The sequence below is a fragment of the Pseudomonas asiatica genome, assembly GCF_040214835.1.
GTDB classification, from domain to species: domain Bacteria; phylum Pseudomonadota; class Gammaproteobacteria; order Pseudomonadales; family Pseudomonadaceae; genus Aquipseudomonas; species Aquipseudomonas putida_Z.
On record NZ_CP157874.1, the window covers coordinates 4,942,975 to 4,956,892 of the forward strand.

The 13,918-nt window shown below is 65.0% G+C and carries 15 protein-coding genes; 5 read left to right on the forward strand and 10 right to left on the reverse strand.

The window, feature by feature from the left end; translation table 11 throughout:
- Window positions 1-238: 238 nt before the first annotated feature.
- Complete coding sequence (locus ABNP31_RS22055; protein WP_085593042.1) at window positions 239-1,258, reverse strand: Leu/Phe/Val dehydrogenase; 1,020 nt, start codon at window positions 1,256-1,258, stop codon at window positions 239-241.
- 124 nt (window positions 1,259-1,382) lie between these two features.
- On the opposite strand from ABNP31_RS22055, the gene ABNP31_RS22060 reads away from it, so the two are divergent.
- Window positions 1,383-2,189 (forward strand): SirB1 family protein, encoded by an 807-nt coding sequence (locus ABNP31_RS22060; protein WP_085593040.1) that lies wholly within the window; start codon window positions 1,383-1,385, stop codon window positions 2,187-2,189.
- Here the strand turns inward: ABNP31_RS22060 and maiA are convergent.
- The 3 genes from maiA to hmgA are packed head-to-tail and all read right to left on the reverse strand — an operon-like array spanning window position 2,183 to window position 5,425.
- Window positions 2,183-2,815, reverse strand: coding sequence for a maleylacetoacetate isomerase (gene maiA, locus ABNP31_RS22065; RefSeq protein WP_085664435.1), 633 nt, complete (start codon window positions 2,813-2,815; stop codon window positions 2,183-2,185). The two genes, ABNP31_RS22060 and maiA, sit on opposite strands and share 7 nt — an antisense overlap.
- 12 nt (window positions 2,816-2,827) lie before the next feature.
- Window positions 2,828-4,120 carry a fumarylacetoacetase gene (fahA, locus tag ABNP31_RS22070; protein ID WP_350012757.1) on the reverse strand — a complete coding sequence of 431 codons (1,293 nt, stop codon included), beginning with the start codon at window positions 4,118-4,120 and terminating at the stop codon, window positions 2,828-2,830.
- 3 nt (window positions 4,121-4,123) lie between these two features.
- Window positions 4,124-5,425 carry a homogentisate 1,2-dioxygenase gene (gene hmgA, locus ABNP31_RS22075; RefSeq protein WP_238066919.1) on the reverse strand — a complete coding sequence of 434 codons (1,302 nt, stop codon included), beginning with the start codon at window positions 5,423-5,425 and terminating at the stop codon, window positions 4,124-4,126.
- 174 nt (window positions 5,426-5,599) lie between these two features.
- On the opposite strand from hmgA, the gene ABNP31_RS22080 reads away from it, so the two are divergent.
- Window positions 5,600-6,382, forward strand: coding sequence for an IclR family transcriptional regulator (locus ABNP31_RS22080; RefSeq protein WP_063913376.1), 783 nt, complete (start codon window positions 5,600-5,602; stop codon window positions 6,380-6,382).
- 350 nt (window positions 6,383-6,732) lie between these two features.
- Here the strand turns inward: ABNP31_RS22080 and ABNP31_RS22085 are convergent, their stop codons facing one another.
- The 4 genes from ABNP31_RS22085 to ABNP31_RS22100 all read right to left on the reverse strand — a co-directional run bounded on the left by ABNP31_RS22085 (window position 6,733) and on the right by ABNP31_RS22100 (window position 10,012).
- Entirely contained in the window at window positions 6,733-7,647 is a 915-nt protein-coding gene (locus ABNP31_RS22085; protein WP_085664438.1) for an SDR family oxidoreductase, read from the reverse strand.
- A 220-nt stretch (window positions 7,648-7,867) separates the two neighbouring features.
- Window positions 7,868-8,773, reverse strand: coding sequence for an alpha/beta fold hydrolase (locus tag ABNP31_RS22090; protein WP_350012758.1), 906 nt, complete (start codon window positions 8,771-8,773; stop codon window positions 7,868-7,870).
- Window positions 8,774-8,949: 176 nt separating this feature from the next.
- On the reverse strand, window positions 8,950-9,636 hold the full coding sequence (locus ABNP31_RS22095) for an LrgB family protein (RefSeq protein WP_024087732.1): 687 nt from the start codon (window positions 9,634-9,636) through the stop codon (window positions 8,950-8,952).
- Window positions 9,626-10,012 carry a CidA/LrgA family protein gene (locus tag ABNP31_RS22100; protein ID WP_075046354.1) on the reverse strand — a complete coding sequence of 129 codons (387 nt, stop codon included), beginning with the start codon at window positions 10,010-10,012 and terminating at the stop codon, window positions 9,626-9,628. Before ABNP31_RS22100 ends, ABNP31_RS22095 begins: the two co-directional genes overlap by 11 nt.
- 96 nt (window positions 10,013-10,108) lie before the next feature.
- On the opposite strand from ABNP31_RS22100, the gene ABNP31_RS22105 reads away from it, so the two are divergent.
- Window positions 10,109-10,990 carry a LysR family transcriptional regulator gene (locus ABNP31_RS22105; RefSeq protein ID WP_350012759.1) on the forward strand — a complete coding sequence of 294 codons (882 nt, stop codon included), beginning with the start codon at window positions 10,109-10,111 and terminating at the stop codon, window positions 10,988-10,990.
- Between the two features lie 147 nt (window positions 10,991-11,137).
- On the opposite strand, the gene ABNP31_RS22110 is transcribed toward ABNP31_RS22105, so the two are convergent.
- Complete coding sequence (locus tag ABNP31_RS22110; protein ID WP_350012760.1) at window positions 11,138-11,593, reverse strand: flavodoxin; 456 nt, start codon at window positions 11,591-11,593, stop codon at window positions 11,138-11,140.
- Window positions 11,594-11,721: 128 nt separating this feature from the next.
- On the opposite strand from ABNP31_RS22110, the gene ABNP31_RS22115 reads away from it, so the two are divergent.
- Window positions 11,722-12,150 (forward strand): PAS domain S-box protein, encoded by a 429-nt coding sequence (locus tag ABNP31_RS22115; RefSeq protein WP_085664444.1) that lies wholly within the window; start codon window positions 11,722-11,724, stop codon window positions 12,148-12,150.
- Between the two features lie 56 nt (window positions 12,151-12,206).
- Window positions 12,207-12,824, forward strand: a complete 618-nt coding sequence (locus tag ABNP31_RS22120; protein ID WP_085664445.1) for a hypothetical protein — start codon at window positions 12,207-12,209, stop codon at window positions 12,822-12,824.
- On the opposite strand, the gene ABNP31_RS22125 is transcribed toward ABNP31_RS22120, so the two are convergent.
- Window positions 12,809-13,744, reverse strand: coding sequence for a MerR family transcriptional regulator (locus ABNP31_RS22125; protein WP_085614339.1), 936 nt, complete (start codon window positions 13,742-13,744; stop codon window positions 12,809-12,811). The two genes, ABNP31_RS22120 and ABNP31_RS22125, sit on opposite strands and share 16 nt — an antisense overlap.
- Between the last annotated feature and the right edge of the window lie 174 nt (window positions 13,745-13,918).

Consider the following 13,918-nt stretch of genomic DNA (forward strand, 5'->3'; position numbering starts at 1 on the left):
AGCGCTGGGCTCGGGCGCTATCCCTGTGGGAGCGGGTTTACCCGCGAAACAGGCGACGCGGTGGATGGCACGGGCTACGCCCGTGTTCGCGGGTGAACCCGCTCCCACAGGGACCGCGCAGGTTTCAAGGTTTGGACGGGGCAGTTGCTGCTTCAGGTACGGCACAAGCGCTGGGCCGGAGGTATTCCTGTGGGAGCGGGCGTGCCCGCGAAGAGGCCAGCAAAGCCGGTATCAACCCTCAGCCGTAGAGCAACCGCTCCGCCAGCATCTGCGCCACCCGCGCCGGCGAGCGCTTCTCTGCCTGTGCATGGCCAAACACTTCGGTCAGCCGTGAAGGTATCCGCGCCAGGTGCGCAGTGATGGTGCCCAGGTCTTCGCCACGATGGGTAAGTGCCACGTAGATCAACCCACCGGCATTGATCACGTAATCGGGCGCATACAGTATCCCGCGCGACTCCAGCTGGTCGGCTACCTGCAAGGTGGTCAGCTGGTTGTTCGCCGCCCCCGCCACTGCCGCGCAACGCAACTGCATCACGCTCTGCCCGTTCAACACAGGGCCCACGCCGCAAGGGGCAAAGATGTCGCAAGGGGTGCTGATCAACGCATCGTTGGTCACCGGATGGGCATTGAACTGCTCCACCGCCAGCCGCACCCGCCCAGGGTCCAGATCGCTCACCAGCAGGTCAGCACCCGCCGCATGCAGTTGCTCCGCCAGCGCATAACCGACATTGCCCAACCCTTGCACCGCAACCCGCAGCCCTTGCAGGTCATCACTGCCAAGGCGGAACGAAGTGGTGGCACGAATGCCGGCAAAAACCCCCATCGCCGCATGCGGTGAGGGGTCACCCGAGGCCGTGGTGCTGGTCACATGGGGTGTGCTCTGGGCAATGCAGTCCATGTCCAGGGTCGAGGTGCCGCTGTCCACGGCGATGATGAAGCGCCCTTGCAAGGTGTCGATGAAGTGGCCAAAGGCCTCGAACAGCGCGGCACGGTTTTCCACATGCGGGTTGCGCATGATCACCGCCTTGCCGCCCCCCAGTGGCAGGCCGGCCAGCGCCGCCTTGTAGCTCATGCCCTGGGCCAGGCGGATGGCGTCGGCCATGGCGCTTTCATCATCGGCATAAGGCAGGTAGCGGCAACCGCCCATGGCCGGGCCCAACTGCTCGCTGTGGATAGCCACCACGGCCTTCAGGCCGGTGGGCGGGTGGGTGAACAAGTGCAGCGACTGGGTACGGGTGCTTTGCATCAGCGCGAACATCGACAGGCTCCCCTACGAGGTGCTCTCTCCAGTATAGGCATGGCCCTTGGGCTGGCACCGCCGCCGGACCACTGGACGAAACCGCGCGCCGCAGCTAATACTCAAGCGTGTGTGGAGAAGCCCCATGAAGCCACGTCAAGCCTGCCTGGCCTGCCTGGAACGCGAGCCCGTCGCCCTGCTGGAAGCCGCATTATGGATTGCCGCCGAGCACGACCGCAGCGTCGAGCCCGCGGCCAGCCTTGCCAAGCTGCATGACCTGCAGCGCGAGATCAGCGCCAACCTGCCGATGCTGCCGCTGTGCGAACTGGCCCAGCCACTGCTGCGCCAACTCAATGCCCTGGGCTTCCAGCAGGATGAATACCACCCGCTGCGCCCGCATGCCGCGATGATGGACAAGGTGCTGCAGCGCCGCCGTGGCCAACCGCTGGCCCTGGCCATCCTTGCCCTGGAACTGGCCCGGCGCCTGTCCATCCCTCTTGAGGGCGTAGGCTTCCCTGGCCATTTCCTGCTGCGCGTGCCAGGTGCGGATCACCTGCTCGACCCCTGTGGTGGCCGCCGCCTGTACCCCAACGATTGCCGTGAGCTGCTGGCTCGCCAGTTTGGCCCGCATGTAGCGCTGACCGCCGAGCACATGCGCAGTGCCAGCCCGCTGCAGATGCTGCAACGCCTGTCACGCAACCTGCGCCAGTTGCACATCAGCAACGACGACCACCTGGCGGCGCTGATCGATGCCGAGCGGGTCATGCAACTGGGCCCGGTGCAGGTCAGCGACTATGTGACCCGCGCCTCGCTCTACCAGCACCTGGATTGCCCGCAGGCCGAGCGCTTCGACTTGGAGCATGCGTTACTGCTGACGGAGGACCCGGTCCAGCGCCTGAAACTGTCCGAGCGTATCGGCAAGCTTCCGGCGGCGAACCGTTCCATTCACTGAGCCGGGCTGTCCGGCTGCTGTGCTGGGTGGGCCTGGGCGAACGCCGGGTGCCCCGCCGCCAAGGCGGCAACCCGCAGGATGCGCGGGAAGCTGTCGAGGTCGATGTTGAAGCGTTCGGCCGCGTACAACTGCGGGATCAGGTAGACATCCGCCAGGCCCGGCTCATCACCGAAGCAGAAGCCGCGATCGCCTATCAGCTGCTCCACTGCCGCCAGCCCCTGGCTGATCCAGTGGCCGATCCACTGGTTGACCTGGCTCTCGTCCTGGCCAGCCTGGCGCAGCCGGTTGAGCACGCTGACGTTGTGCAGCGGGTGGATGTCGCAGCCGATGATCGCCGCCACACCCCGTACCTTGGCGCGCGCCTCGGCCGCAGCAGGCAGCAGCGCGGGCTGTGGATAAACCTCTTCCAGGTACTCGATGATCGCCGGCGATTGCACCAGCAGCTCACCGCCATCGGTGCGCAAGGCCGGCACACGGCCCTGCGGGTTGACCGCGACATAGTCCGCACCGCGCTGCTCACCCTGTAACAGGTTGACCGGCAGGGACTGGTAGGCCAGCCCCTTCAGTGCCAGGGCAATGCGCACCCGGTAGGACGAGGTGGAACGGTAATAGGTGTACAGCTCCATGCCCGTGCCTCCTCAGTTGGCCGCGATGACCGTGCCGCGGCATTCGCCGAAACCGATGCTGGCCACGCCATCACGCACGCAGCGGGCACGCAGGATGATCTCGTCGCCGTCTTCGAGGAACTTGCGCACCTCGCCACTGGCCAGTTCCACCGGGTGCTTGCCGCCTTCGGTGATCTCCAGCAGGCTGCCGAACGAACCTGGCGCGGTGCCCGACAGCGTGCCCGAACCGAACAGGTCGCCCGGTTGCAGCTGGCAGCCGTTGACGCTGTGGTGCGCGACCAGCTGTGCCACGGTCCAGTACATGCTGCGGGTGTTGCTCAGGGTCAGGCGGTGCGGGGCAAGACCCTGCTCGCGCATGCCCTCGGTCAGCAGCAGCACCTCGAGCTCGATATCGAATGCTCCAGCGGCCTGGTCGCGCTTGTCCAGAAGGTACGACAGTGGCTGTGGGTCACCTTCCGGGCGTGCCGGCTGGGCACAGCGGAACGGTTCCAGCGCTTCGGCGGTAACTACCCAGGGCGAGATGGTGGTGATGAAGCTCTTGGACAGGAACGGCCCCAGCGGCTGGTATTCCCAGGCCTGGATATCGCGCGCTGACCAGTCGTTGAGCAAGCACAGACCGGCCACGTGCTCGGCGGCATCGCCTACCGGGATCGCCTGGCCCATGTCGTTGCCCTGGCCGATCCAGATACCCAGCTCCAGCTCGTAGTCCAGGCGCGCGCAGGGGCCGAAGCATGGCTCGGTGTGCCCGGCCGGCAGCGTCTGGCCCTTGGGCCGGCGCACATCAGTGCCGGACGGGCGGATGGTCGAGGCGCGGCCGTGATAACCGATCGGCACGTACTTGTAGTTGGGCAGCAGCGGGTTGTCGGGGCGGAACAGCTTGCCGACGTTCTTGGCGTGCTCGATACCCACGTAGAAGTCGGTGTAGTCACCGATCTGCGCCGGTACATGCAGTTGGCAGGCGCTGGCCGGGTACAGTGCGGCCTGCAGCGCCGCCTGGTGTTCGCTGTGCTCGCCCAGCAGCACCAGCAGGCGCTCGCGCAGGGCAACGCGGGCATTGCGGCCGAGGGCGAAGAATGCGTTCAAGGCCCCACCACGGGTGGCCTCGACAGCGGCCTTGGCGGCACCGTCGAACAGGCCGGCGGCCAGCACCGCCTCCAGGTCGAGGATGGCGTCGCCGATGGCCACGCCACAGCGCTTGGCTTCACCCGGCCGGCTGAAGATGCCCAACGGCAGGTTCTGCAGCGGGAAGTCGCTGTGCCCGTTAGCGTGCTCGACCCAGCTACGGGCAATGGCGGTCTGGTTCATGGGTTATCTCCGGTTCGGGTTGAAGGTGCTCGGCAAGGTGGCCCAGCAACTATCGTAGTCGGCCTGCAACTGCGGGCATTCAAGGGCTTGCAGGCTCGGGCGCAGCACCTGGCTGGTCTCGAACATGAAGGCCATGGTGTTGTCGATCTTGTGCGGCACCAGGTCGGCGGCAATAGCCTTTTCACAGGTTTCGGCGTCGGGGCCATGGGCGCTCATCACTCCGTGCAGCGAGGCACCGCCCGGCAGGAAGCCCTCGGCCTTGGCGTCGTAGGCACCGTTGATCAGGCCCATGAACTCGTTCATCAGGTTGCGGTGGAACCATGGTGGACGGAAGGTGTTCTCGGCCACCATCCAGCGTGGCGGGAAGATCACGAAGTCCATGTTGGCCAGGCCATGCACGCTGGTCGGCGAGGTCAGCACGGTGAAAATCGACGGGTCCGGGTGGTCGAAGCTGACCGTACCGATGGTGTTGAAGCGGCGCAGGTCGTACTTGTACGGCACGTTGCTGCCGTGCCAGGCGACCACGTCCAGTGGCGAGTGCTGCAGTTCGCAGGCCCAATGTTCGCCCAGGAACTTCTGCACCAGCTGCACCGGGCCATCGGCCTCTTCGTAGTGCGCCACCGGGGTGAGGAAGTCGCGCGGGTTGGCCAGGCCGTTGCTGCCGATCGGGCCCAGGTCCGGGATGCGCAGCGGCGCGCCGTGGTTTTCGGCGATGTAGCCGCGGGCCTCGCCGTCGAGCAGCTCGACGCGAAACTTCATGCCACGCGGGATTACCGCGATTTCCAACGGCTCGACTTCCATCACCCCCAGTTCGGTGGCAATGCGCAGGCGGCCCTGTTGCGGCACCAGCAGCAGTTCACCGTCGGCGTTGAAGAACACCCGCTCCATCGACCGGTTGGCGCGGTAGATGTAGATGCTCACGCCGGCCGGTTTTTCCGCAGCGGCGTTGGCCACCATGGGCAGCCAGCCCTCGATGAAATCGGTCGGTTCGACGGGGATCGGCTGGGGGTTCCAGCGCAGGCGGTTGGGGGTGATGGCCCCCAGCGGGCCGGTCAGCGGCTGACGCGCCAGGCGTTCGAAACGCGGGTGCAAGGCAGACGGACGAATACGATACAGCCAGGTGCGGCGCAGCTCGCTGCGGGTCATGGTGAACGCCGTGCCCGAGAGCAGCTCGGCATACAGCCCATAGGGCGCCTTCTGCGGCGAGTTCTGCCCGACCGGCAAGGCCCCTGGCAGCGCTTCGCTGGCAAACTCGTTGCCGAAGCCGCTGAGGTAGTGAAGGTCGGGTGACGTATCGCGATTCATCGATGCCTCCGGGCTCTGGCCGAGCCGTTGCTGGCAGCTGGCTGCTGGCCCGGGGCGGGGTGGCAGCGCGTCTGCATTGTTTTTATCGTAATCAGATTACGAATAACGTAATTTGCTACGGGCAATGCGTCAAGCTATAAAGGCGCGACTCGAAGAATCCGGAAGAAGATGTCCATGGCCAAAGCCAGCTCCCCCGCCGACAACGGCAAGCAGAAAGTCCGCTCGGCGGAGGTCGGCACCGACATCCTCAAGGCCCTTGCCGAGCTCTCCCCGTCCACCTCCCTGTCGCGCCTCGCGGAACATGTGCAGATGCCGGCGAGCAAGGTGCACCGTTACCTGCAGGCATTGATCGCCAGCGGTTTTGCCGAGCAGGATGCGGCCACCAACCATTACGGCCTGGGGCGCGAGGCACTGCGGGTGGGGCTGGCGGCGCTGGGCAGTATCGATGTGCTGAAGATTGCCGCGCTACCGTTGTCGCAGCTGCGCGATGAACTGAACGAGAGCTGCTTCGTTGCCGTATGGGGCAACCAGGGCGCGACAGTGGTCAGCATCGAGCCGGCGGTACGTGCGGTCACCGTGGTAACGCAGATCGGCTCGGTACTGCCGCTGCTCACGTCGTCCACCGGGCTGGTGTTCGCCGCCTACCTGCCCGAGCGCGAGACCGTGGAGTTGCGTGACCGGGAACTGGCCGCCCTGCAGCACAGCGCCGCCGACTACCAGGCGGTACTGGCGGGCATTCGTGAACGTGGCCTGCACCATGTGCACGGGCTGTTGATGCCGGGCGTGGATGCGCTGTCGGCCCCGGTGTTCAATGCCATGGGGCAGATCGCCGCGGTGATGACCGTGGTCGGGCCGACGTCGATCTTCCATGCCGACGAGCATGGCCCGGCGGCGCAACGGCTGCTGGCGGCAGCGCGGGAAACCAGCTGGCGCATGGGCTATTCGCCCGCCGGCTGAGCGCTTGCGGCACTATTGCCCGATACGTAAAGGTGAATGTCATAAGCGGCTATTTTTCCTACAGGATCAGGCGCTTATTCTTAACTCACTGGCCGGCATGAAGGGCTCTCCCCCCGCCTTTCAGGCCTGCGAGGTTCACCGACGTAGATTTTGAAGCTCCTTGATCTGACGTCTCGATTGGCCGCTGCGGCTTGCAGCGGCCTTTTTTATCTGCCCTGAAAAACTCTTCGCCCGTGCTGGCCTCTTCGCGGGTAAACCCGCTCCCACAGAGATATCACTACCCCAAAGGCTTGTGGTGTACCTGTGGGAGCGGGTTTACCCGCGAAGAGGCCGGCACAGGCATACAAGTTTCAGCCCAGCGGATACTTCTGCAAGTTCGCCATCATCTGCTGCAACGCCTGCAAGCTGTCCTGTGGGTGCACTGCCCCGTCGAAGTCGCCAATCCGTGCCCAGTTCTCCGCCACCTGCTCCGGGGTAAAGCCTTCACGCGGATCGAAGCCTACCCCCAGGCTACGCTCCCACCGCACCTTGCCCACCCAGCCGCCGCCCACTTCGAACAGCTCACCGCTGCCCTGGCACTGCTCGCTGCCCAGGTACACCACCAGCGGGCTGACCAGCTCTGGCTTGAGCCGCTCGAACACCTGGGGCGGGATCAACCCTTCGGTCATGCGGGTACCACCGGTGGGGGCGATGGCGTTGACCAGGATGCCGTGCTTGCGCCCTTCGATCGCCAGGGTACGAGTCAGCCCATACAGGCCCAGCTTGGCCATGCCGTAGTTGGCCTGGCCGAAGTTGCCGTAGATACCGGACGTGGAAGCGGTGAAGATCACCCGCCCCCAGTTCTGCTCGCGCAGGTGCGGCCAGGCGGCGCGGGTGACCTTGTAAGCCCCCTCGACATGCACCTGATACACCTGCTCCCAATCGCTGTCTTCCATCTTGTGGAAGGTCTTGTCACGCAGGATGCCGGCATTGTTCACCAGCACATCGACCCGGCCGAAGCTGTCCAGGGCCTGCTCGACAATACGCGCGCCGTGGCTGACCGAGTCATGGTTGGCAATGGCACTGCCACCAGCGGCGCGGATCTCCGCTACCACCTGGTCGGCGGCGGAGGCGCTGGCACCTTCACCGTGGGTGGAGCCGCCGAGGTCGTTGACCACCACCCGCGCACCACGCGCAGCGAACAGCAGCGCATGGGCGCGGCCCAGGCCGCCCCCGGCTCCGGTGACGATCACCACGCGATCTTGCAGACGGACAGGCTCGCTCATGCTCATGGCTCCAGGCAGGTTCAGGTCAGCCGAGTGTCCGCCGCCAGCGGCAGGTGGACAATCAAGCTCACGCAGGCTGAATGCCTGGCAATAACGCAGCACGATGGTTATGGGGCCGCTGTGCAGCACATCGCCAGCAAGCCAGCTCTCACACCAACCGCGCCGGCCTCCAGGCCTGCGCTGTACTTGTGGGAGCCGGCTTGCCGGCGATGAGGCCCTGTCAGTACCAGGCCACTTTCTGCTGGAAACAGCTCAGCGGTTGTTCACGAAAGGCCAGGTAATGGCGCAGCACCTGCACCGGCGCTTCGGTATGCGGGTAATGGCCGATGCCCTGCAACTGCACGGTGTCCGGCTCCGGCACCAGTTGCCGGTAGCGCTCCACCATGTGCGCGCCGGACAGCGGGTCGACCACGCCACTGATCAAGCGCAGCGGCACGCCTTCGTGCTGCATCGCGCCAACCCAGCGCTCGCGGTGCAACCTGCGCTCCGGCATGTACCCCACCAGTTTGTGCAGGATGCGCGTGCCACGGTTGGCGGCGATCAAACTCCAGAAGTCATCCAGCACGCTTTCACTGGGTTGGGTGCAAGAGCCGTAGACCTGGATCACGCTGCGCACCAGGTCGTCACGCCCGAACGAACGCCCTACCAGCCAGCCCAGACGGCTGAGCAGCAACTTCTGGATCAGCAGCATGCGGCAGCTTTCGGGGAACAGCCCGCTGTTGAGGAACACGCAGCTGGCGATGTTGGCGCGCTGTTCATGATGCCGCGCCAGCAGTTCCTGCGCCACGCTGCCGCCGTAGTCATGGGCCAGCAGATGCACCGGCTGGTCGACCTTCAGCTCGGCGAGCAAGGCCTGCTGCAGGTCGGCCTGCTCCATCAGGCTGTACAGGTGATCGACCGGTTTGGCCGAATCACCAAATCCGAGCATGTCGCAGGCGATCAACCGGAAGCGCTGGGCCAATGGCCCCCACAGGTAGCGCCAATCCCAGCTGGCAGTAGGGAAGCCGTGCAACAGAAGCAGGGGCTCTCCTTGCCCTGCGGTCCAGTAGCGGATGCTCTGGCCCCGGAAGCTGTAACTCTGTCCCCGGGTACGCCAGACGCACAATGGAATTTCGGCCATGGGCATCAGAACGGTCCCGGTGAGGTGGTGTTGGTGGAATAGAGCAAGGCTGCGGTCATTGCATGTCACCTCGGCACTTACATGTGCTCTCTATGTCGAGGCAGAGTCTAGCCAGCAGCCCATGGGCTGGAACTTGCGTTGCCAGCCAGCTTGATGACTTGGCGAGTCAGTGGCACGAACGGTCAGAGCAGCATGGCCAGCAGCGGTGCCGCGAACAGGTTCAACAGCCCGGTCAGGACCATGACCAGGCCGGCCACCGAGCCTTCCTCGCGGCCCACCTCCTGTGCCCGGCTGACACCGGCACCATGGGCACCGACGCCGAACAGCGCGCCTCGCGCCAGTGGTGTGCGCAATGGCAACCAGCGCAGCAGCACACCGCCGAACATGGCGCCCAGCACGCCGGTGAACATCACGAACACCGCCGTCAGTTCCGGTACGCCGCCCAGGTCATGGGCCAATGGCATGGCAAAGGGCGTGGTGATCGAACGCGGCACCAGCGACAGGCTGGTCGCGCTGTCCAGCGCCAACATATGAGCCAACCCCCAGGAACTGGCGATCGAAGCGCTGCTGCCGGCGACCATGCCCACCATCAGTGCCGGCCAGTGGCGCGCCAGCATGGCCCGTTGCTGCCAGATCGGCACCGCGAAGGCCACGGTCACCGGGCCAAGCACGCTCATCAGCCAGTGGGTGTTGCGGGCGTACTCGGCATAGGCGGTGTGCAGCGGCACGGCCACCGCCAGCAACAGAACCGGCACCAGGATCAGCGGCGACAGCAGGTAGCGCCCGCTGCGCCGGTACAACCAGCGGCTGCCCAGATACGCCAGCAAGGTCAGGGCCAGCCAGAACAGTGGCATAGGTTCAAGGCTCATGGCGCAAGCTCCAGCGGCACACCAGTTCCACGGTCAACGCGGTCACCACCATTACCATCAAGGTGCTCACGGCGATCACCAGCAGGATGCGCCAGCCCTCGTCACGGATCAGGGCGCCGTAATCGAGCAGGCTCATCAGCGCCGGGATGAAGAACAGCAGCATCTCAGCCATCAACCAGCCGGCGCCCAGTTGCAGCATGGCCGGCTTGAGCACACCCGAGGCGAACAGCAACAGCAGCAATGCCAGGCCCATCACACCGCCAGGAATCGGCCAGCCCAGCCAGGTGGCAAGCTGGCCACCGAACAGGAACAAGGCACAGAGGATCGCCAGCTCGACGAGCAAGCGCAGGGCTTTTTTCAATAACGCGGGTTTCATGGGGGGGTCCTCGACAGGCCCTCATTTTAAGATTTGGCTGCCTAGGCCAGAAGCGAATTGTTAGACTGAACGCCATTCCAGAATGGAATTGCGATCATGGAATTCAAACAGCTGCGCAGCTTTATCGAAGTGGTCCACCGCGGCGGTTTTACCCAGGCGGCGCAAACCCTGCACATCAGCCAGTCGGCGGTGAGCAAACAGGTGGCCCAGCTGGAGCAAGATGTGGGCCAGCCGCTGCTGGAGCGCCAGGCCTCGCAGCTGCACCTGACCGCTGCCGGGCGCATCGTGCTGGAGCGTGGCGAAGCCTTGCTGCGCCAACGTCAGGCGCTGCTCAGCGAACTGGACGACCTCAGCCAGATGGGCCGCGGTGAACTGCGCCTGGGCTTGCCGATGCTGGGCAGCGACGCGCTGTTCGCCGGCTTGTTCGCCGAGTATCGGCGGCGTCACCCGAACATCGCGGTCCAGTTGCTCGAAGGCGGCAGCCGCAGCATCGAACAGGCAGTCAAGAGTGGCGAACTGGAACTGGGTGGCAGCCTGACGCCCAGTGACGAGGCGTTCGACTACCAGCCGTTCTGCAACGAACCACTGGATGCCCTGTTGCCTGCCGGCCACGAGCTGGCGGGCCAGGACGGGGTGGACCTGCAGCAGCTGGCAGATACGCCGTTCCTGCTTTACCAGCGCAGCTTCGTGCTCAATGACCGGTTGCTGAAGGCATGCCAGCAGCAGGGTTTTACCCCCAAGGAAGGCGGGCGCAGTGGCCAGGCGGACTTCCTCGCGGCGCTGGCGGCGGCGGGCCAGGGCGTGGTGCTGCTGCCCCGTGTGGTGGCGAAAGCGCTGGAGCGCCCCGGTGTGGTGCGCTTGCCGCTGCGCTCGCCGGAGGATTTGCGTTGGGATATCGCGTTCATCTGGCGGCGCGGGGCGTATCTGTCACGGGCGGCGCAGGCGTGGTTGTCTTTACTACGCGAACACCACGGCTGACGCGATCCCTGTAGGAGCGGCCTTGTGTCGCGAAAGGGCTGCAAAGCAGCCCCTGGATTCGGCAGCGCAGCAGATATTGCTGGGGCTGCTTTGCAGCCCTTTCGCGACACAAGGCCGCTCCTACAAGGGCTCGCGTGAAGCCTCGAGTCAGGCCTTCAGTGCTTGAACAAGCTCAGCCAACCAAGGCTCTGCATCCGCCTCCGGAGTCACCGTCTCGCTGGCATCCAGGCGCAGCATCGGCTGCACTTCGCGCACGCCCAGTTCGGCAAACAGCTCGCGCATCTGCTCGCCACCACCGCAATAGGTATCGCCATAACTGCTGTCACCCAGCGCAAGCACCGCACCCGGCAGGCCACGCCAGGCCGCAGGCAGGGTATCGCGAATGCTGCTGTACAACGGCATGAGGTTGTCCGGCAGTTCGCCCATGCCAGTGGTCGAGGTCACGGCCAGCAAGGCGTCGGGGGCGAAACCTTCAAGGTCCTGCAAGGTGGCGCGCGCCGCATGCCAGGCCTCCAGGCCCGCAGCCTTGAGCAGCGATTCAGCGTGACGGGCGACTTCTTCGGCGGTGCCGTAGACCGATCCGGAAATAATGGCGACTTTCATCGGGTAGAGGATTCCGAAACTGAGTGAAAACGTAGGATACTAGCATCCGGCGCTGGCAAAAGGCCGCCTCTACCAAAATCACCCTCCTCAGCCCTGCTTCGCACCCTTGTTTATTCAATGGCCCGAACATGATCAACGCGCAACTACTGCAATCCATGGTCGATGCGTCCAATGACGGCATCGTGGTCGCCGAACAGGAAGGCGACGACACCATCCTCATCTACGTGAACGCGGCCTTCGAACGCCTGACCGGCTACAGCCGTGACGAAATCCTCTACCAGGATTGCCGCTTCCTGCAGGCCGACGACCGCGACCAGCTTGGCCGCGCCCGCATCCGCAAGGCCCTGGCCGAAGGCCGACCGTGCCGCGAAGTGCTGCGCAACTACCGCAAGGATGGCAGCGCTTTCTGGAACGAACTGTCGATCACCCCGGTAAGGCGCGACGACGAACAGCGCACCTACTTCATCGGTATCCAGAAAGACGTTACTCGCCAGGTCGAACTGGAACGGGAACTGGCGCAACTGCGCGTTCGTCCGAAACCCGACGAACGCACCTGAACCAAGTACGCCGCGCACGGTCAATCCCGTTGAAGAAATCGCCATCGAGTTCGATCATGCAAGCAGAAGCGCTCCTGACCCAGGACGAGCTGGATTTCATACAGAACATGCAGCATTCGCCGCAGTTGAACCTGGCCGACCCCATGTCGAGCCTGCTGGTCAATGGCGACCGCCGCATCCAGAGCTTGCTTACCCGCTTGGTGGCCAACGAGCAGGTAACCCTGCAGGCCCAGTTCAACAACCAGCAGATCAGCTTCCCGCTGCAACTGGTGGAAGACGAGTTCCATGCCCTGCACCTGCAACTGGGCTCACCGGAAATCTACGAAGACGGGCCCATGCTGCGCCCCTGGCGCCTGTCGATGGAGCAGCCGAGCGCGCTGCTCGATGCCCATGGGCAGGAAAGCGGCCTGTGGGTCCGCGATATTTCGTTCAAGGGTACATTGCTGGAAGTCCGCGGCCTGCCAGCGGCACCAGCCCACTTCGAACTGCGCTTCGCCCCTGGCGGCATCCCCCCCATCGAACTGCATGGCGTGCTGGGCCGGCGCATCGGCCCGGACCTGGCCGCCTACGACCTCAGCCAGAGCCCGGCCGAAGAGATCGAACGCCTGCGCGACTACATTCTCCAGGCCCATCGCCGGGCCCACCCCGAGCTACACACTCAGGTATCGAACTGACCGGCCAGAAACTGCCGCAAACGCTGGCGCATCACGCTACCCTGCGCGCCCAGGCAGGCGATCGGGCTGCCAGCCAGACTGTCCTGTGCCAGTTCCGCCGCTTCACCCGCCAGTAACAACGGGCATTCCAGCCCTGCCACCAGGCGTGTCAGGCGCCGGGTGAGTTCCGCCGTGGGCGGCTGGTGGGAGAACAGCACCAGGGCATCCGGCTTCAGGCGCTCGCAGACCAGTGCCAGTTCTGCCAGCGGCTGCCCGCTCGCCAGTGGCGTCACGCCAAATTCATCACTGCTCAGGATCAGGCTGGTCACCAGCAACTCCAGTTCGTGGCACTGCCCCGGCAACGGTGCCAGCAGCACCATGCGGCTGCGCGGTACACGGGCAAGTTGCAAGCGGGCCAACACCCGGCCACGCAGGAACTGATCGAGGAACAGCCACTCGCTGGCCTGCCCGTAGCCGCCCTGCCCGACCGCCAGGTCATGCCACACCGGCATGAACACTTCGCTGAATACCTGGTCCAGGGTGCAGGCGGCAAACACTTCGTCGAACAGGCGGTCCAGGCTGGCCAGGTCAAAACGTTGCAGCGCCTGGCGAATCTGCTGCTGCCAGCGCACCCAGGCGCCCGTCGCGCCACCCGCCTGCCCGGCAAGGGCATGGTCGCGGGCGAGGATGCTGGCGACCTTGCTTACCGCCACGCCGCGCTCCAGCCAGCCAAGGATGCGGCGGATGTCATCGATGTCGGCCTGGGAGTACAGGCGGTGACCACTGTCGGTGCGGGTTGGCTGGATCAGGCCATGGCGGCGCTCCCAGGCGCGCAAGGTCACGGCATTGACGCCGGTCAGGCGGGAAACCTCACGGATCGGAAACAGGTCCTGCTGCGCGAGGCTCGCATCGATTACCGGGTTCAGTCCCTGTTCGTTCATCTGCAAGGGGTACCCTGTGTGCCCAAGTTGAACACCTAGTCTACTACGGCAACCGTTTGCCGGCTGACAGTTGCCGAAGATCGCACATGGGCGATAATCCGCGCCCGATTCTTGCATGCACGCCTGCGTCGCCCACCACCCCGGGCCACACAGCCAAAGGGGCCGGCTACCCGC